Source organism: Xanthomarina spongicola, from assembly GCF_003148645.1.
Taxonomy (GTDB): domain Bacteria; phylum Bacteroidota; class Bacteroidia; order Flavobacteriales; family Flavobacteriaceae; genus Xanthomarina; species Xanthomarina spongicola.
Genome location: NZ_QGGP01000002.1, coordinates 195,209 through 214,847, shown reverse-complemented (window position 1 = coordinate 214,847; position 19,639 = coordinate 195,209). Strand labels below are relative to the sequence as shown.

The 19,639-nt window shown below is 32.4% G+C and carries 14 protein-coding genes; all 14 read right to left on the bottom strand.

All coding sequences use genetic code 11. The annotated features are described in order from the left end of the window. Positions 1-97: 97 nt before the first annotated feature. The 14 genes from LX78_RS14980 to LX78_RS04845 all read right to left on the bottom strand — a co-directional run bounded on the left by LX78_RS14980 (position 98) and on the right by LX78_RS04845 (position 19,618). Positions 98-2,716, bottom strand: coding sequence for a LuxR C-terminal-related transcriptional regulator (locus LX78_RS14980; RefSeq protein ID WP_281267903.1), 2,619 nt, complete (start codon positions 2,714-2,716; stop codon positions 98-100). A gap of 1,666 nt (positions 2,717-4,382) precedes the next feature. Beyond that, positions 4,383-4,715, bottom strand: a complete 333-nt coding sequence (locus LX78_RS04910; RefSeq protein ID WP_109681531.1) for a helix-turn-helix domain-containing protein — start codon at positions 4,713-4,715, stop codon at positions 4,383-4,385. Between the two features lie 322 nt (positions 4,716-5,037). Then, the gene (locus LX78_RS14770; protein ID WP_165839152.1) at positions 5,038-5,211 is read right to left on the bottom strand and encodes a hypothetical protein; all 174 of its coding nucleotides are present in this window, start codon (positions 5,209-5,211) and stop codon (positions 5,038-5,040) included. A gap of 4 nt (positions 5,212-5,215) precedes the next feature. Beyond that, entirely contained in the window at positions 5,216-5,407 is a 192-nt protein-coding gene (locus LX78_RS04905; protein WP_245881476.1) for a hypothetical protein, read from the bottom strand. A gap of 78 nt (positions 5,408-5,485) precedes the next feature. Further along, positions 5,486-5,884 (bottom strand): DUF5675 family protein, encoded by a 399-nt coding sequence (locus LX78_RS04900; RefSeq protein ID WP_109681529.1) that lies wholly within the window; start codon positions 5,882-5,884, stop codon positions 5,486-5,488. After that, positions 5,884-6,642, bottom strand: coding sequence for a hypothetical protein (locus tag LX78_RS04895; protein WP_109681528.1), 759 nt, complete (start codon positions 6,640-6,642; stop codon positions 5,884-5,886). The genes LX78_RS04900 and LX78_RS04895 overlap by 1 nt, the downstream gene beginning before the upstream one ends. Before the next feature lie 917 nt (positions 6,643-7,559). After that, complete coding sequence (locus LX78_RS04885; RefSeq protein WP_109681526.1) at positions 7,560-8,201, bottom strand: DUF6266 family protein; 642 nt, start codon at positions 8,199-8,201, stop codon at positions 7,560-7,562. A gap of 412 nt (positions 8,202-8,613) precedes the next feature. Further along, the gene (locus tag LX78_RS04880; RefSeq protein WP_109681525.1) at positions 8,614-8,907 is read right to left on the bottom strand and encodes a helix-turn-helix domain-containing protein; all 294 of its coding nucleotides are present in this window, start codon (positions 8,905-8,907) and stop codon (positions 8,614-8,616) included. A gap of 1,123 nt (positions 8,908-10,030) precedes the next feature. Continuing rightward, a complete protein-coding gene (locus tag LX78_RS04870) occupies positions 10,031-13,258 on the bottom strand; it encodes a type I restriction endonuclease subunit R (RefSeq protein WP_109681523.1) in 3,228 nt (1,075 codons plus the stop codon). A 3-nt stretch (positions 13,259-13,261) separates the two neighbouring features. Further along, positions 13,262-14,365: an ImmA/IrrE family metallo-endopeptidase gene (locus tag LX78_RS04865; protein ID WP_109681522.1), complete on the bottom strand. Its 1,104-nt coding sequence runs from the start codon at positions 14,363-14,365 to the stop codon at positions 13,262-13,264. A gap of 17 nt (positions 14,366-14,382) precedes the next feature. Continuing rightward, the gene (locus LX78_RS04860) at positions 14,383-14,715 is read right to left on the bottom strand and encodes a type II toxin-antitoxin system RelE/ParE family toxin (protein WP_109681521.1); all 333 of its coding nucleotides are present in this window, start codon (positions 14,713-14,715) and stop codon (positions 14,383-14,385) included. Between the two features lie 105 nt (positions 14,716-14,820). After that, the gene (locus tag LX78_RS04855; RefSeq protein WP_109681520.1) at positions 14,821-17,007 is read right to left on the bottom strand and encodes an N-6 DNA methylase; all 2,187 of its coding nucleotides are present in this window, start codon (positions 17,005-17,007) and stop codon (positions 14,821-14,823) included. Positions 17,008-17,019: 12 nt separating this feature from the next. Beyond that, a complete protein-coding gene (locus tag LX78_RS04850) occupies positions 17,020-17,208 on the bottom strand; it encodes a helix-turn-helix domain-containing protein (protein ID WP_109681519.1) in 189 nt (62 codons plus the stop codon). A gap of 124 nt (positions 17,209-17,332) precedes the next feature. Beyond that, positions 17,333-19,618 carry a DUF3987 domain-containing protein gene (locus LX78_RS04845; RefSeq protein ID WP_109681518.1) on the bottom strand — a complete coding sequence of 762 codons (2,286 nt, stop codon included), beginning with the start codon at positions 19,616-19,618 and terminating at the stop codon, positions 17,333-17,335. Positions 19,619-19,639: the final 21 nt, after the last annotated feature.

The window sequence follows — 19,639 nt, the reverse complement described above, 5'->3', positions numbered from 1 at the left end:
AAACTATTTTTAACAATTCAATACGTTGTTAATGAATTGTTAAAATTAAGTGTGTTAAATTAAAAATCAATACCTCGAAAGAGGTATAAAAGGAGTATTATAGAGTAAATAGATTCTTCTCTAGTATTTTATTTATCATAGCGGTACGACTAGAGACGTCTAGTTTACTATAAATGTTGCGCAAGTGCGTCTTAACTGTTAATATGGAGATATTAAGCTGTTGGGCAACTTCTTTATTCCTAAGACCTTTAAAGATAAGTCTTATAATTTCTTGCTCACGAAGTGTTAACTCATTGACATCGCTTAGATTCCTTTCTCGTGTTTTTTGAGGTACAACATCAAAGATTATAAACGTTAAAATGCGATAAGTAGCAGCATCTTTCAAGACACTAAATAAAGATGGCATGACCATAGCAACTTCCATAATAGGCCTAATCATATTTTTCTTTTCTGCCAATGTAAGCGCTTCCGCTAACCATTTGGCAGCAAGATTTTCTTTTCGAAGACGGAAAAACCCCATTGCTTTAAGCAGAATAATATCGATATGTTGATAGTGATTATAAACACTTTCTAGCATAACTTCTACTTCCTCGAGCACAGAAAGCGCCTCTTGAACCTGAATGTTTGAACCATGACTTATCATGATTCTTGTCTTTGTTAGTTCAGGTACATCTATCAAAAATAAATACAAAGATGAATGCTGCTTCACTCTGTCGGTTGTAACCCAGCTCATTTCTTTTTCACCCATTCCTTTATGCCAGTTGACTCTAGCCTGAACTGAGCGGTAGTAATTTTTGAAATTTGTGTCTTTGAGTTTATTAGCCATTTGGCTCATTTTTTCTAGAAATAATGCAGTTGCCTCTTTATCTTTTTGTAGTGAGCTCATTAATACCAATCCTGCAAGTGCATCAAAATAAACCCTGTAATTAAAAACACCCTCAAATTCTAAAGCCTTTTTAAAGGTGTTCATGGCCCTATCCTTCTGGAAGAATTGAAAGGCAATATTACCTTGATAATAGGAACTCCACCCTTTTAAATATAGGAAATCAGAATCTTGAACAAGAAACAGGAATTTTTTTAAGTCTTTATTTGCTGATTCAAAATTTCCGGAAAGTAAATGAACAAGGACTTTACCATCTAAGGAGCGGACATACAATTTTGAGGAACGCTCAAATTTTTCATGAATATCTTCAAGAGACTTCAATGCCAAAGAGGTTTCGCCAAGCATCTGTCTGCTACAGGCTAGAATGGTATCTCTACGTCCGCCAAACAAGGCACTTTCATCATGAAATAACGCTATAGATTGTTCAAGAGATTCTACCGCTTTTTTGGGATTTGGTTCTACAAATGTTAGAAAGTAACCTAGATGAAACAGATACCGGGAAATATTTTCAGCATTTGAATTTTCAAGGCCGATTGATTCTATCCTGTTCAGGATAGAAGAAAAATCCTCGATATTCCAGGTTTCCTCGCAAACCAGTAGTTCCGTCACCAAAATATCCATATTGGCGTTGCGAATTTGCCGAGGAATCTTATCTAGCCAGCGTTGCAAAACCCACCATTGGTCTTGGTCTAAAATGCTTGCCCTATGCTTTGTGATCTGACTACAGGCTAAGTCGTAATTTTTAGCCTTTATCGCGAAGTTGATGGCTTCATCAACAAAATTTTTATCAAAAAACCACTTACTGATGTGGGTATAAATTGATATAGCGATATCAGGATCAGTTTTTTTTAGATTCCGTATTAGAGTTTCTCCAACCAAATGATGAAATCTATACCAACCCCCGTCCAAGTCGGTAGCGATAATAAAAAAATTAAGCTCTTTTAGTTTGGCAAGGAACACTTCTCCTTTACAGGAACCTTCATAAGCAAAGTCACAAATAGAGTCAATAAGTTCCACATTGAATTGATCGCAAAGTGCACAAAGTTGCATCTGCTTAAAAAATTCTGGTTCTAGATTTAGGCTTATATAAGAAAGTAACTGATCTAGATAGTTTGAAATGTTTTCGATGCCTTTTATTTCATAATCCTCCATCCGAAATGACCTAGCCAATAATAGCATTCTGATAGCCAAAATCCAGCCCTCTGTATCCTCTATAACCTTATCGACTTCGTCACTTGTGAGTTTAATATTTCTATGTAATGTAAAAAACTGAATTAATTCATCTTTCTCAAATTTAAGATTCGACATTCTGAGTTCAACTATCCTATCATATATCCTTAGTTTTTGTAATTTAAAAGGGGGATCCCAACGGGTTATGATAAGCACTTGTAAATTTTTTATCTCTTCGTCGATCAATGTTTGCACTAACTGGTGAATCTCTTGGTTCCTTATCAAATGGTAATTATCCAAAATCAGTACGGTGTGCTCGTCCAATACGTTGAGCGAATTCACAAAAATCTCAATAATGGACGGCCAATTAATAAAATTGTAATCCTTATCCAAATTTTTTAATGATTGTTTTTCAATAGAACTAAATTTGCTTATCGCCTCACTTATATAGGTTAAAAAAATAGATGTATCATTCATTGTCTCATCTATTGAAAGCCATGCATGAGCACTTTCTGTCTCCTTTATCCATTGACTGATAAGTATACTCTTTCCATAACCTGCAGGTGCAGAGATCAAAATTAATGCTACAGCACTTTTTCTTTCTAATTTTTTGAGAAGATGTGGTCTTCTAATAAGATCTGAAGGAAGTGCTGGTATATTCAATTTAGAATGCCGCATGAAATATTTTCATATTTTTTATAATGAAGGATTTAGACTGTCTAAAAACTATATTCTATGTTATTGAGCTTACTTTTAATACTAAAAAGTTAAAATATTTAATTTAATCATAGGTGTTTGAGACTAATTAAGATTTTAGTAATGATTTTTCTATTAAAAATTAATAATTGATTCGACATTTTTTTCAGTTTACTCATTAAACGAGACAAAGGTACATTTTGTATTTGATTATTTTTTTATCATTATTTGACCTACAAATTTACTAAATATAAAAACAAAAAACCTAACTAATTGGTTACCATTGTTGTCTTGTATTTATTAATTTTCATCATTTTTTGTTGTCATGTTGTTACCCGAATCACGTGATGCTGAGTAAAATATATAAATTTCAAATATTGTATCGGAAAGGAAGTAATAAATTAGAGTTTCAAATTGGATATCATGCACGTAAGGAATGGATTGATGGAAAAACTAAACGTTTAGAAGATTGACTGCAAGCAATATATAATTATGTAGAAAGAGACAGCAAAGAATGGGCAGATTTAAGAAAACGACAACGCATTCAAGAAGAAGAAAATAAAATAAAATCAAACAACAATTAGAAGCTGAAAAAGCGGCATTAATTGCAATAGAGAATGCTAAATTAGAAAAACTATTTATGGATGCTGAAAATTATATGAAAGCTTCAAACATACGTTCATACATTAAAGCGTTTGAAAATAAGATAAATCGAACAAACAACTTAAATAATTCTATAAATAAAGACTATATTGAATGGGCACATAAGAAAGCAAATGAAATGGACCCAATCAATAATATAATTGAAGAATAGTTATTCTTTTGTCCCCACAACCCAAAACCCGGATCGAGCGTGTAGAATCTATCCAGTGGATAGATTTAGCGAAGAGGCCAGATGGCGCAGTGACATTTAAACTATTTTCTTTTAATCCCCCACAACCCAAAACCCAGTTTATTGCTATCGCAATAACCCTCTGTCTTTTGTGTTGTTCCGCTTACCTTACAAGTTTAGCGTTTTTTTAGTCTTCAAGGTAATAGCATATTGCAATTTGGTTTTCATAAAATCAAACCAAAATACAATAAGCTATTCCTCTATTATGGTATCATAAAAACCATAAACTCACCCAAGCTATGTTACATAATACAAGTTATAATACTTCCCTTTTTTGGTTGCCCTATCGGGCGTTTTATTATTTCGGGCGATAGTTATAACTGGTATTATGTAAAATATCGGCTAGCCTTTGCGCACAATTTTGTACAAAAAACACAATTAGCCGATATTCACGAGTACATTCATTTTAAATAGAAAAGGCACGAGCTAAATATCGGCTTGCCTACGCTCAAATTTGAACTTAAACATATACTTTTCGTTTCTTTGAAATTATAAAACCACTTTTCCCCACCACCCAAGTCAGCGGTTATAAAAAAATAGGCATACAAAATGTATTTATACGCCATAGCACATTACTTTTTTCGTTCCTTAAAAAGCAATAAGCTATTGTCTAAAAGTCCTGAATAAGTAGCTTGTTTAAATGCTGTTTTATCAAAAAACTATTTAAAACGCTACCCATACAAACGCTTCATCCAACGCTCAAATACGAACTGAAACCTATTTTCTTAAGTGTTAATTCCCCTAAAAGTGTTTCCCTTTTTTAATTAAATAATCAGATGCTTGTTTTTCAATATCATCCTGTGTCCATATTTTATTTTCCAACACCCAACTATTTATCGTTTCCTTATCAAAATAAAGCCTTTTACCTCTTTTAGAATGCGGTATAGTATGACTACTTGTTAGTTTATATATATGCGATTTTGATAAACCTAAATAATTTGAAAGCTGTTCAATATCCATAATTTTAGAAGTAATAATATTGGTTTCTTTTGTACCAATATTTGAATAGATGTTTTCAAGTAAGTTTTCAATTCTCTCTAATCTTTCGTTAATAATTTCAAAAGGATTTTCCATAATAATCAAGTTTATATTAGAGTATGAAAATAAAAAAAGGCAGCAAATATAGGTAGCTTCCTTCTGCCAGCGCCCAATGCTATAAAGGTCAAGCCCTACGGGTTTTGAATAAAACTTTTTTCAAATTAACTCTAAATGTCAGATTCAAGGTTTTAGTATAAAAAACTTTTATCCAAAAACCTTGACAGCATCACCCACGCTACCTTAACATCAGCTTTCTTTTTTCTTTTCTTTTAAAAAATTAATGGCAAAAGAAAAAGTCCAATCGAAATGACCGGACTTTGTATAATTCAGTAAAGGTTACCAATCAAAACTGAATAATCTATTTTTTAGATTTTGTTAACCATTTTAAGAAAAGAGATACAGCGAAACTAACCGAAGCACCAACGACTGCTAAAATAACAGTTTTTAAAATATCTTCCGAAAAAATATTTGGCACAATGCTCAAAAGTGTTCCAGAAGTAGTGCCTACTTTAAGTGAAATATCTGTTTTCATGGTTCTATTTTACTTCGCCATCTTTTTGGATCTCATTTTTTACCTGATCATCAACTGTAACTTGACTAACAGCAGATAAAACACCTCCTGCAACAGCCACATAACCGGCAATGGTTACGATGCTTGCAGGTAAGGCAATAGGAGCAGCAATAATACTACCGCTAACAGCTAATAATGATAATCCGATGGTTCTCAAAATTCTAAAAAATTTAGGTGTGGGAGCTTTAGCTCGTTCTGTTAAATTCATAACATATATTTTAAGATTAAACGTCTGTTAAGCAGAGGTAATTAACAATTCCACTTCCGTATTCTTGTCTAACAGTGGAAAAACCAAATCTGTCAATTTTTTAAGTGCTTTTCTTGAATAATTACCCTTACCTATTCCAGTGCAATTAGATACTGGTGCAATGCAACCTAACAGTTCTTTTTTGGCATCATTTGCAGGATGAATTAATATGAATTGTCTTCCTGGTACATCAATGAGATGTATATGCCAACCAAACTTTTTACTAAATCGCTTTTTTAGAATGTACATCCCTTCAGGAATACAAGACACCATGCGCCTGTTATTTAACCAGGGCAATTCAATAGTGTAACAAATATTATCGCCATCTTTTTGCAATAGCCCTAGTGTACCTTCAGGGAAATAGATTCTATGTAATACTAAAAGCATTACACACCACTATCCACTTTTACAATAGATAATGGATTGTAAGCGCCATTTTTAAGCGGATACATTTGGCCATTAACCTCTTGATAAAACTCAATACCTAGTGCTAAAAACAAAGGTTTTGTACTGTTAGCAGTAACAGCATTACTCAAATTGATAGCTGCAGTTGCAGTGGTATCCCATGGGTATATGGTTGTTTCTGAAGTAGCAACAACAAAAGTTTCTGCTTCAAAGTCCACTTCAGCACCACCAGAAACCATTTTAAAATGAGTCGTACCACTTGGAGCTGCAATCATATTCGATGGAATAAAAGACGCTAAATCTGCATCCAAAGTACCAGCTACACGATCAATCGTTGCTGTAAATGGAGCAAATAAACTCGTTCCTAATTTCCCTCGAATATTAAATTCAAATCCAAATAACAATTCAGCTTCACCATCAATCACGTTTCGTAATCCACGTACACTAGTCGTGTCCGCTTGAATCACTTTTACCATAGATTGGGTTAATCTGCTTACCATTCTGCTGTCAGCAGAATTTAAGAGCAATGGTCGTAGTGCTGTTCTTAAAAGTTTACCTGCCTTCCCTGCTCTACCAAACTCTGAACCATTTTCACGCGTTCTTTGAAACGCAGGATCATTTGCAATTCTATTTGCATCAATACCACCTTTTTCGCGAGCTAAATGTCCGTCTTGGGTTTTATAAAAGGTAATATCTCCAATAGTACCTTTTAATTTAATTATGCCTTTTTGCCTTGCCATAATTTTAAATATTTAGTTAAACATTCCGTTTAAATCTTTAAGATGTTGCAACAAACCCGATAGATTTTACATCAAATATCAAGCGACTAAAACAATAATAAAAGCAAGTGCGATTCCATATGTCACTATCTGCTACAGATGGCAGAAAACAACATAAATAACCTCTAAAAAGGCGTGAAAGTTGAGGTATCTTTCTAAAAGAAGAATTAAATAAAAAAAAAGTATTTTTATTCAGGCTTAAAGTAGAATCATTTAGTAAGTTAATGTATATCAAAGCCTAATCAAAAGTATAGATAGTATATGAAAAATGACATGCAAAGAGTATGCATCTATCCAAAAGACGTTCAGCTAATCACAGGAAAGAGTTATCGTCAAAGTGTTAGACTCGTACGGAAAATTAAAGAAGAGCTCAATAAAACCACCAATGAGTTCTTAACCATTGATGAATTTTGTGCTTATGCTGGCATAAAATATGAACAAGTCTCTCACCTGATTTTAGGATAGTAATCAATTTGATAATTGGGGAGATAATTCATCAACAAAAACAATTTATGTCCTATTAAAACTAGTTCAAATTTTAGTATTCTATATCTAAAAACCCTTGTATTTATTGACTTAATTCACTATTTTTACAATACACAATTTAGTGGTATTTAGTACGTTAAAAAAGGAGTCCAAATCGGTTACCTTAATTGATAATAAAATTATAAGCAACTGATTTATAATAGCATAGAACGAGGAATAAAATCCCTCTTTCTCCGCTTAAAATAAACCCTAACAATTGATAATCAATTAGTTAGGGTTTTTATTTTTAATATATCCCCACATAATCCCCACTTATTTTTATACTAAAAGCGCATAAAAAAACCGCTACAAATTAATGTAACGGTCTTTTAACCATTTAATTAGGATCACTTTTAAGATGCCGTACCACTACCTAAATAAACGCTATTTGATACTCTTGAACCATCAGTTTCAATAAAAGCCATAAACAGCTCTACAGTGTCTCCTGCATAAGTTGATGGTATAATTACCGTTTCAGTTCCTACAGTCCTATCTGCGCCTTCTAATTGCGAAATAGATTCCTTTTTGCTCGGATTGTAAACTAACAACATTGCTTTATCGGTTGAATTAGCATTTCCTTCCGCAGAGTTATCGTCCCAAGTGAATGTTACTTCTCCCGGTGTTGCTAAATCTGTACCAGGGTTTAATACTCCTGATAAATTTCCTCTACTTAATAAAGCAGTCGCAAAATCAACATTGAAATTTGGCTCTACTCCTGTTATAGCATTATTCAAAACATAAGACATTGCAGCATTAAATTGTGTTTGTTTAACTGCATAATTCTTATAACCTTTTTGAACAAAGGCTAAATTTGGTTGTAAATACTCTAAAGTAACTGTAAACTTGTTTCTTTGATTCACTTGTCCTACAGTTCTTGGATTAGCAACACTTGAAGGTTTAATTCTTAAATAATCAATACCTTTCCAACTACCACCAATAACGTTTCCTACTTTTCCGGATAATCCTCCTAAAATTCCTTGGGCTATTTTTCCCATAACATATAACATTTTTTAATTAATACTCATTCGGACTTGGTACGGACTTGATAAGGAGTTAAACCTTATCAATTTATATAGTAAATTACGTTAATCTTTGAGGGTTTAGGCTTTCAAATTCATTGAATACCCTCTTATGCTTTGTTTTTCCCTTTTTCTCTTCAATAGGTATAAGTATTAATCAAACAGTAAACCCTTCCTATTAATTTTTTAAGAAAAGAAAAAAGACAGCTGGATGTTATGGTAGCGTGGGTAATGCTGTCAAGGTTTTTGGAAAAAATACTACCTAAAGAAAATATTTTAATCAAAACTAAAATGTTGTGAGGTGGAGATTTTTTTCAAAACCCGTAAGGCTTGACCTTGATAGGATTGAGCGTGGGCTTTAGAAAGCTACCTATTTTTGCTATCTTTTTTATTTTATTCTTGTTGTTTGCTTATCGATTAAATCTAAAATTACTTGTTTTTTAAAATAAACACGATTTCCAAAACGAACTGGGGTTAAAATACCATATTTTACCCATTGGTGTATTGTTACTAAACTAACCTTAAAATAATCTGCTGTTTCTTGACGTGTTAGTAGTACTTCATTTTTGGTTGCACCAATTTTTAGTAAATAATTTTCAATTTTTAACAAGAGTTTATCAGCTACTTTTTCTGCTAATTCATCTATTGTTACTTCTTGGATTTGAATTGTTTTTGTTATCATTTTTAATTGTTTTAAATGTTATCTAAATATATTATTCCGCAGGTAATCTTAAAGGCGCGAGCCGGCTGCGAGATGAGCAAGGGTGGTGTGGTAATAGCCTGTTGCATTTTTCTGCAAAAGGGCGTAGCACACCTACGTTGAAAACGCAAGGGTGGCGAATTTTTTGATTTTTATATTGTATCAGATGGATTTTTATTGGTAGTACAAAATTTAAATGTTTAGGCAAGTGCAAGGAATGAAAGAGGTAATGGAAGGTTTGGAAATAGTTTTCATTTAAGGTTTGGCGTAATACCATTGTATTTGAGAAGTTGAGGTATTTAAGGATTTGAGGGAAAAATAAACTTCGATTTATAGAAAGCCAAACCGTAATGTAAAAACTATATAGTGTTGGATGGAATTACCGACAGAATGAGTTGCTCTTGTGTACTGCTTGCGAAATAGGATAATCCGCAGTATTAATTGAAGTTCCAAATTTATTGAACTTTAAATTTATTAATATTACCATTAAACATTCTTAAACTAACTGCGGTTATCTTATTTGCAAACTTGGGAAGTTCAAAAAATATGACACCCGTAAACCCACACTTTTTAATCAAATTATAATAAAAATTATTGTGTTTAAAAGATTCGATAAATATCATAAAAAGACTAAAGTTAAGTGGGTTTTGCCCGAAGCGACCCGCAGGCTCGCATAACATTAAGTAGCGGTTGTACCCAATAAAAAAAACTCGCGTAGCGAAACCTTATTGGGTTTGGGTACAAAAGTAGCTACGAGTGAGGAAGGAGAGAATGTGTGTAATAAAACAAATAAATAGTGCCAACGAGGACGTGACGCCGCAGTGGTGCTATTTATGGTATATGCAAGCCTTTTGACTTTATAAATATTTTGGATTAGAAAACCTTAATATAGTACAACACGAAATTAAAATTGAATATTGGCTTGCAGATATGTTTTATGAAACTAAATGGAACGACTGACGAACACCTTATTACCTGCACTACACATTCTATCATTTGGGACTATTCTAACGAAGACGTAATTGAAAATACCCCTTAACCCCTTAAAACCTTAAACTATCAAAGATGTAAAATAAAATGTTGGAGATTATGAATTTATTGTTTCTTATGATTTCGACCAATGATTTGCTAACAATTCAGCTTGTTTTAATACTGTTTCTGTTGCTAATTTTTGAAGGTCTGGAGGATATCCAAATTTTCTTAATGCTCGTTTTACCATTACTTTCAATTTAGCTCGAACACTTTCTTTAATCGTCCAATCTATTGTTGCGTTGTTTTTTACAACCTCAGATAAATAGACTGCTAATTCTCTTAAAATATCATTACCCAATACCTCTTTTGCACTTTCATTTTCTGCAATTGCATAGTAAAAGGCTAATTCCTCTTTGGTTAAGCCTGTATCTTTATCTTCTTTATCCTTATTTTTAATACTATTGGCTAACTCAATCAATTCTTCTATTACTTCTGCTGCTGAAATAATTTTGTTTTGATATTTTTTAATGGAGTTTTCAAGCATTTCCATTAAGGATTTACTTTGGATTAGATTTGTTTTTGCTCTTGACTTTATTTCATCATTTAGCAATTTTTTCAATGTTTCTAAAGCTAAATTCTTGTGCTCCATATCTTTGATTTCCATAAGGAAATCTTCTGATAGGATTGAAATATCAGGTTTTTTTATACCTGCTGCATCGAATACATCTATCACACCATCTGAAACTAATGCTTTGTCTATTACTTGTCTGATAGCAGATTCTATTTCGTCATCCGATTTACCTGAACCAGTAGTATCAAATTTTTGTAACCTTGATTTAACCGCTTGGAAAAAACCTATTTCATCTTTAGCATCTAATGCTTCTTCGTGAGGTATTGCTATTGCAAATGTTTTTGACAATGCTGTTACCTCATTAATAAAGCGTTTCTTACCATCTTCAATACTCAAAATATGTTCTTCTGCTGCCAATATTATTTTAAGCTTCGTTTTAGTGTCTGCTGTAAAATATTCCTCATATAATAAGCCTTTGTCTTTACCTAAATAAGGAACGGTTGGATCTTCTACTAAAGAAGTAAAATCTGCTGAGTAACCCTGTATTGGTTTTTCTAAAAACATTTGAGATACAACCTCTAATTTTTCTAACATTAGTTGAACAGCCTGTTCTTGTGCTATTGTTGGGTCTCCCTTTCCGCCACTATCAGAATAAAAAGCTAATGCCTTTTTAAGGTCTGATGCTATTCCTAAATAATCTACTACTAAACCACCTGGTTTATCTTTATACACTCTGTTTACTCTTGCAATCGCTTGCATTAAATTATGTCCTCTCATTGGCTTATCAATGTAAAGGGTATGCATAGAAGGAGCATCAAAACCAGTTAACCACATATCGCGAACTATAACTAATTTTAATTCGTCTTTTGGGTCTTTCATACGGTCTGCCAATGCTCTACGCTGTTGCTTTGTAGTATGGTGTTTTGCCATTTCTGGACCATCAGAAGAAGATGCAGTCATTATTACTTTTACAGCTCCTTTATCTAAATCATCACTATGCCAATCAGGTCTTAAAGTAATAATAGCTTTATAAAGTTCTGCCGCAATTCTTCTTGACATAGAAACCACCATTGCTTTACCTTCAAAAACTTCTTGACGAGCTTCAAAGTGTAACACAACGTCTTTAGCTATATTTTTTACTCTTTTTTCACTACCTACTAAGGCTTCTAATTTTGTCCATTTAGCTTTAGCTTTTTGGGTTTCGGTCAATTCAATTTCTCCTAATTCCTCATCTAAATCTTTAACCAATTTTTTGCCTTCTTCTGGTAAAGCAATTTTAGCCAATCTACTTTCATAAAAAATTCTAACAGTTGCCCCATCTTCTACTGCTTGGGCTATATCATATATATCAACATAATTACCAAAAACTGCTGACGTATTTACATCAGTATTTTCAATAGGTGTTCCTGTAAAACCTAAATAAGTGGCATTGGGTAAAGCATCACGCATATACTTTGCAAAGCCATATACTACTTTATTACCTATAATATTACCATCTGCATCTTTTTCATCTATCGTTTTTGCTTTAAAGCCATATTGTGTTCTATGGGCTTCATCTGCTACAACAACTATGTTTTTACGTTCTGATAAGGTTTCAAACACGTTCCCTTCTTCTGGTTGGAATTTTTGAATTGTGGCAAAAACAACTCCGCCTGAAGCTACTTTTAATAAATCCTTTAAATGCTGACGGTTTTCAGCTTGTACTGGTGTTTGTCTTAATAATTGAGTGGAAGATGCAAACGTGTCAAATAATTGGTCGTCTAAATCATTTCTATCTGTTATGACTAATATGGTAGGGTTGTTTAGATTTAAAACGATTTTACCTGAATAGAAAACCATTGATAAAGACTTTCCAGAGCCTTGTGTATGCCATACAACTCCACCTTTTCTGTCTCCATCTTCTACACTTGCTAATTGGGTACTTGTAACTGCTTTGTTTACTGCATAATATTGATGATAGGCAGCTATTTTCTTAACCGTTTCAATAGTGGTAATTCCTGTTTTTAAATCTTCTTTTTTAGATTTTTCAAATACAATAAAATGACGAATAAGGTCTAATACCGTTTCTTTATTCAGCATCCCATTGATAAGGGTTTCCATTTCAGGAATAAGGTGTGAAGCTTCACTTTCTCCGTCTGCTGTTTTCCAAGACATAAAACGTGTAAAACCTGCCGATAATGAACCTGCTTTAGCCTCAGTACCGTCTGATATTATCAATATACTGTTGTATGTAAATAATGAAGGAATAGTAGCTTTATAGGTTTGTATTTGCTTATAAGCTGACCGAATAGTTGCGTTTTCATCTACTGCATTTTTTAGTTCAATAACTACTAATGGCAACCCATTAATGAATAGAATTACATCTGGTCTTTTATTGTTATTATTTTCAATTACTGTAAACTGATTGATAACATTAAACTCATTGTTATTTACAGTATCAAAATCAACTAATTTCACAATGTCGCCTCGTTGGTTACCGTCTTTTTGATAGGTAACGTTTATGCCCTCTGTGAGCATTTTATGAAATGTTTCGTTATCTGTTAATAGATCAGGTGTACCAATACGCAAAACTTGTTTTAATGCATCTTCTTTAGCATTATGTGGAATAGTAGGATTAATACGGTCTATTGCTTTTTGAAGTCTTTCGGTTAGAATTACTTGGTCAAAAGATATTCTTTCCTGTGTGTCTGTATCAGGTGCAATATTAGGACCGTAAATATAGGAATATCCAAGATTCTCTAATTCTTCTATTGCATATAATTCTATGTCGTTTTCAGTAATTTTTGCCATAGCTTATAATGCTAATTCGGTAAACTCCACCTTCGTTTTTAAGCTGTTAAGACGTACATTTTTATATAAATGAGTGTATTGTCTTTGCACTTGCGCTACAATAATACCTGGGTGTTTTTTAAATTTCTGACTGAGTATTAAAATTAACTCTCTATCAAAGTTTGGATATTGAAATAACTCATTTCTTTCTTTTTCTGATAATAACATTCGAGCTGCAAAGGCATCTGCTTCCTCTTCTTTTTCTTTATCCGGTGTAATATTAACTATCCCATCAATGAAAATATCTTTTTTTCCGTGGTATAAAATATGACCTAATTCGTGAAAAAATGTAAACCAAAAAGCATTGTAGTCCTTTTGTCTATCAGTCATTTGAATAAGAGGAACAGTATTGTTCTTAATCCATCTTGTAGCTCCATAAATTGGTGCTTTTGCAATACAAGGCGTATAAACCAATGCAACGCCACAAGATGCACATAAGGCTTGTAATTCATCTAACCAAGTATCTGAATGTTGAAAAGCAATGTTTTGTATTTTGTCTAAGCAATTGCGTAAAGCTTTTTTATCGAAAGTATTAACTTTTATTCTATCTGCTTGCAACTCTCCTAAACGTAACCATACTGAAATAGCTTGTGGTTCTGTGGTATGTCTTAATTCTATTTTAAAAGCTAATGAACTACCATTATAAATATCTGACCATTGGGCAGGTGAAGCAACTCTAAAAAACTTTAGTAAGCCATCGGCTAATTCACGTTTTTTTCGAGTATCTGGAAGTAAACCAAAAGATTTCATTTTGGCTAACGGAAAAGTTGACACCCATTCTTCACACTGCTCTAAATGTTCCATTTTCTCTATCTCCAATAATTCATCTTGATAAGTACGTTCTAAGTTTATCCAAAAACTTGCAGGTACACCTAATACATATTCTAATTTGGTGGCTGTTTCTTTGGTTATTGGTGCTTTTCCTTTTATTAACTCATTTAGTTTAGGAACAGACCTCCCTAAACGCTCTGCTAATTCTGCTTGCGACATACCAATATGATCTATATGCTCTTGGATAGTATCGCCCGGGCAAGAGAGCAAGGTTTTTTTTAATTGTAAATCAGTCATAATGTTTCCTTTTAAAGTTAGTGAGGGTCTTCAATTGACTCAATACTTATAATTGTTATCGCTTTTAAATCTATTCCACCATCTTCTAAGGTTGGTATTGGGTCTTGGTTTATTTCAAATAGTATTCTCCAATTTTCTTGAATGTCTATTGACCAAGTACCTTTGCCTTTGCCTATGTGTTGGTGCAATCGTAATACAGGCAATTTTGAGATAACCTCTAAATTATCAGCACTTTCAAGCTGGATTCTACGCTGCTTTATCTTCTTTGCTAACTTACCGTAGCTCTTAGCTAAGCCCTTATCGGTAGTGAGCGACTTCTCCAGTTTGTTGTTTTTATACGATAATTCCATTGCAAAGTTACAAAATTATTTACTTAAAAGGTTAATGATTTTTATGTTTTTTAAAAATACACAAAATTAGATCTGGTTGTACAATACTAAAAACCAAAGGCTCAATTAGTCATATTCATAATATATATTATCAAAAGTTTCATTAAGCATTTTATTAATTTTCTGTGAAGTATAACTTAATTTATTCTTTAATTGAAATAGTGATCTAAAATATGCCGAAATAATATCTTGATCTTTCTTAGGAGGTATTTGAATTAATTCACTTTCAATATATTCATCAAGTTGAAAATTTTTAATTCCACTTGGTTGATTTTCATATTTAGTTGTTAAACCATTATTATATGAATTTTGCCAGTATAAATAGAACCAAAACGGATTTACTTTTTCTTGATTTATTCTAATTACTTTACAAAAGTTAGAACAAACTAAAGGTACCTTAAAATATTCCAACAATTCTTTTGTAATTATTGCTGCCCTTCCTGTAGGCTGGTTTTTGCTACCACCAGACATTTCTATAACAATATCTAATTCTTGAAGTTGAATCTCCTCTACCTTATTCGAATTTAAATATCTTGTAGGTGTTTTTTTTAAATTAAATAAAGGAATATTTGGAAGGTCTGTACCTCTAATAACTTTGACAGGGACATTATCTTTTTTAGGTTTTTCGTTACCCCAAGCTCCGCCAACTACATCAGAAATTGCTTCTTGCACTTCTATATCCTCCCAAGTTGATTTGTCAGGATTTGTAAATAAACTATTTGTAAAATGATAATTAATTAATTTGTCATTATTTGATAATTTAAAAATATCCTCATTACCAATATTATTCAGTTTAAAATCTATCTCTTCTAATTTTGGTTTTATAGATTCTTCATAAGGAACTTTTCTTGTTTTTTTAGGTTTGATAACAAATCTATTTGGAGCAAGAATATAATTTTTTTCAGATATATCTGATTCAGATACCTCCCGACAAAAACCTAATTCATTCGAATAAGATTCGTTTTTCTGCCAATTATGATATGTTTCTGATATCTTAATTATGTCGAATTGAGAAAGTTCTCTCTGTGTACTTTCTATCATATGCCCTAACTCATAAGCATCTATCATTAAGACTTTTCCCTTTTTTGATTCAGACTTGCTTCTATTAATAAACCAGAGGTGTACTGGAAGTGTTGTATTATAAAATAATTGAGTTGGTAGAGCAATTATACATTCAACAAGATTTTTTTCAATCAAAGATTTACGAATTAGGCTTTCTGATTTACCTTTGTTTGATGCAGCACCACCGTGCATAACAATACCTGCTACACCGGTTGGATTAAGATGAAAAATAAAATGTTGTATCCAAGCAAAATTTGCATTCCCTTCTGGGGGTAAGCCATATCCCCACCTTGCATCATTTCTTAATAAATTACCACCCCAATCACTGGAATTAAAAGGGGGATTTGCAATAATATAATCAGCCTTTAAATCCTTGTGAGCATCATTTAAAAAAGAACCTTCATTATTCCATTTTACTTGAGAACTGTCAATACCCCTAATTGCTAAATTCATTTTAGCTAAACGCCAGGTAGTTTGGTTGCTTTCTTGTCCATAAATAGTAATATTATTAATATTTCCAGAGTGAGCTTCTAAAAATTTAGCACTTTGCACAAACATTCCTCCCGAACCACAACAAGGATCAAATACTCTCCCTTTATATGGAGCTAATAATTCCACTAATAAACTTACAACATTCCTTGGTGTATAGAACTGACCTCCTTTTTTACCTTCTGCTAAAGCAAATTCTCCTAAGAAATATTCATATACTTTCCCTAATATATCTTGACTTCTGCTTACTTCATCACCTAAAGCAATGTTACTAATCAAGTCAATGAGTTGCCCTAAACTGGTTGGGTCTAAATTTTCTTTAGCATAAACTTTAGGTAATACACCTTTTAAAGAAGCATTATCTCTTTCAATAGCGTCCATAGAGTTATCAATGTCTTTACCAATTTCAGGAAGTTTGGCTCTACCTTGCAAGTAAGACCATCTTGCAGAAGGTGGCACAAAGAATACATTTTCTGCTCTGTACTCATCTCTATCTTCTGGGTCAGCCCCTGCATATTCGCCTTTTCCTTCTTTAAACTTAGCATAAAGTTCTTCAAAAGAATCTGAAATGTATTTTAGAAATATTAAACCTAATACTATGTGCTTATATTCTGCTGCATCAATATTTTTACGCAGTTTATCTGCTGCTTTCCAAAGCTGTTTCTCTATTGGTTCTTGCTTGGTTTCCTTCTTTTTTGCCATCTAATATTTTGTTTATTTAGTGTCTAATAATTCTTTTGGGTTCACATTTAAAATTTCTGCTATTTTATATAGCACTTCTATGCTTGGTTGTGTGCGATTTTGCACATAACCATTTACAGTATTAAAACTTTTGCCTAACTTTTCAGCTAACCATATCTGCTTAATACCTTTTGCTTCAAGGACTTCTTTAATACGGTTCATAGGGAATATTTTTGAAGGTTAAATATAGTATTTACTTTGTATTAATACACAGTAATACGTTATGTTTTTAAAATAATAATAAAATTAGAAAATCAAGACTAATAGGGTTTAATAAAAATAAGGGTTAACTTGCCTTACTTTCCTTAAAACCCTCACTTTCCTTATTCGTGTTATTTACATACTGCCCTTGAAATGCTCTTGTAATGAGATTGGATTTTATAAATTCTGTAATATAAGCTTCGGCAGTTTTTGGAGGTATATTTAAATCTTTACCAACAATAACATATTCGCGTGTGGTAAACTTATAAGGCAAATTATTAAGAAATTGCTCTTTTCTGTTCTTATAAGTAATTGGGGAATCGTCTTTCGGTAAACTTGAAAACACTTTACTACTGTGCTTTATTAAAACCGTTACCATTGCCAATGCATTATTAAAATCTTCATCAATACAAACTCTTGGGTTTGATAGGTCGCCATCTTCAGTGATTCTTAAAGCTGTAAAAATCATCATAAAGCGAAATGCTATTAAGCCCATACGCCTAACGGTTGCAATATATTCTTCTGATTGTACGCTTAAATACAGATTTTGAACATTTGAGAAATAAGTATGAAACTGCTCCTGCTGTTCTGTTGTTAACTCTATTTTTATTTCATCATTACTTTTTAATACTGCATAAATGTCGAAAAATTGCTGTCCTAATTGTTTGTAATATTCGCCTACTCCATTATCTGATTTATCTTCAAATACATTTTTCCATTTAGGCGATATATTTAGGTAATAGAATATAAATCTGCTAAAAAGACCATTCTCTGCATTAGGAGTTAACGCCAAAACTTGTTTTGGCGTGCCGGATAATACTGTAGATAAACAGGGGTTTTCCATATCTACATATTCTCTATCTGTTCTTCTATAATAGCTTATTGTTTCGTGATGAAAGGCTTTACGGAATCCATCGCTATAATTACCATAATCAGTTTTAAATGCTTGTGATAAAGTATCTCCTTCGGTTTCAAAAATGATACCTCTTGCTTTGCTATCTGCTAATAATTGAAACACTCCTGTTGTGCTATTATTTGCAGGAATAAAAAGCATTTTTTCTGGTGGCTTTTGAGGTTTTTCTAAATTCTCGTCTTTGTTCTTATTCTTATTATAAACTGCTAAATCGCTTTCATAATTACTTTTTAAAATTTTAGCTTCTTCACGTAATGCCATATGTACAGGATAAATAATGCTTTTACACCATTTTAATTTTCCTTTACCTGCAGATGCAGGTGCTGTTACAAATAAGAATAAATTAGAATACACCTTGTCATTATCATATATACCATAAACTTTATGCAAGCAACTACTAATACAGGTTAATGCACCTAATAATAGCATATCTTTTTCTTGATTGGTTGAACCGTAATACACTGCTTGTTTTAGAAATTCAGGAAGATTCTCATATATAGCTGCTGGAAATGTTGGGAGCTTTTCGGTTTCTTTTTTATTCTGTTTGGTGTTATTATCATTATTTAATATTTCACTATTCTTTAGGTTTACACCTGCTTGATTTGCGAAATAATAAAATGTTGACATTGTTACTCCTGAACCATTAGCTTTTAGGCAGTTCGTAAACTGTTTGTCACATTCTTTAGCATCATACTCTGTATGTTGTTTACTTATTCTGTGAAAATACTCTCTACCGTTTTCGCCATATTCATCAGCAATCGCAAACCCTATATTTCTCCAATTTACATAACCTGAGGTTAAGTCAATTCCTTTAGCTTCAATTTCTAAAATGTATTTTTCAATTTCAGAACCATCAGAATTTATAGGGATATGAGGGTTTGAGGAAACTATTTTTAAAGGTTTTTCTTCAATAATCACTTTATAGGTTTCTGCATCGCTATTGAAATAACATTCAGGATCATAGGACATAAAACATAATCTTGATATATCACTTCCAGAGGTATCGATATCAATATTTAATGCTTGTTCATAATACCTTACTACCTGATTATAAGCCTCTTTATGTTGTTCTTTTGATGTGCTTACAGGAACTATAATTTTTATTCCATTTCCGCTTGGGCTTATAAAAGCTGCATACGTGTAAACTGCTAAATGAATGATTGGTGTAATTCGGTTTAATTCTGATTCTGAAAGTTTATCAATGTCAAGGATAACAAAACCGCTATATTCTGAAATAGTATCTGCTGTTCTTTCATTATTAAAAATTCCTGATGTGGTAAACCCTAAAAGGTGTTTTTTTAGTTCGTTGGCTTCGTTATTATTTCCGTTCTTTTTTAGTTTACGAATTGAAACTATGTGGTTTTTATATTTACCTTCTTTTATATCTGTGATTATTTGCTGTAAAGGAGCATCTTCAACCTTATTAGCAAAGTCTTTGAAAATTGAAACTTGTGGCATCTTGTTGTGTTTTAAAAGTAA

Coding starts and splice junctions, on each gene's coding strand:
- LX78_RS04910 (WP_109681531.1), bottom strand. CDS start 4,715: ATGGAAAATCCTTTTGAAATTATTAACGAAAGATTAGAGAGAATTGAA.
- LX78_RS14770 (WP_165839152.1), bottom strand. CDS start 5,211: ATGAAAACAGATATTTCACTTAAAGTAGGCACTACTTCTGGAACACTT.
- LX78_RS04900 (WP_109681529.1), bottom strand. CDS start 5,884: ATGCTTTTAGTATTACATAGAATCTATTTCCCTGAAGGTACACTAGGG.
- LX78_RS04895 (WP_109681528.1), bottom strand. CDS start 6,642: ATGGCAAGGCAAAAAGGCATAATTAAATTAAAAGGTACTATTGGAGAT.
- LX78_RS04885 (WP_109681526.1), bottom strand. CDS start 8,201: ATGGGAAAAATAGCCCAAGGAATTTTAGGAGGATTATCCGGAAAAGTA.
- LX78_RS04880 (WP_109681525.1), bottom strand. CDS start 8,907: ATGATAACAAAAACAATTCAAATCCAAGAAGTAACAATAGATGAATTA.
- LX78_RS04870 (WP_109681523.1), bottom strand. CDS start 13,258: ATGGCAAAAATTACTGAAAACGACATAGAATTATATGCAATAGAAGAA.
- LX78_RS04865 (WP_109681522.1), bottom strand. CDS start 14,365: ATGACTGATTTACAATTAAAAAAAACCTTGCTCTCTTGCCCGGGCGAT.
- LX78_RS04860 (WP_109681521.1), bottom strand. CDS start 14,715: ATGGAATTATCGTATAAAAACAACAAACTGGAGAAGTCGCTCACTACC.
- LX78_RS04855 (WP_109681520.1), bottom strand. CDS start 17,007: ATGGCAAAAAAGAAGGAAACCAAGCAAGAACCAATAGAGAAACAGCTT.
- LX78_RS04850 (WP_109681519.1), bottom strand. CDS start 17,208: ATGAACCGTATTAAAGAAGTCCTTGAAGCAAAAGGTATTAAGCAGATA.
- LX78_RS04845 (WP_109681518.1), bottom strand. CDS start 19,618: ATGCCACAAGTTTCAATTTTCAAAGACTTTGCTAATAAGGTTGAAGAT.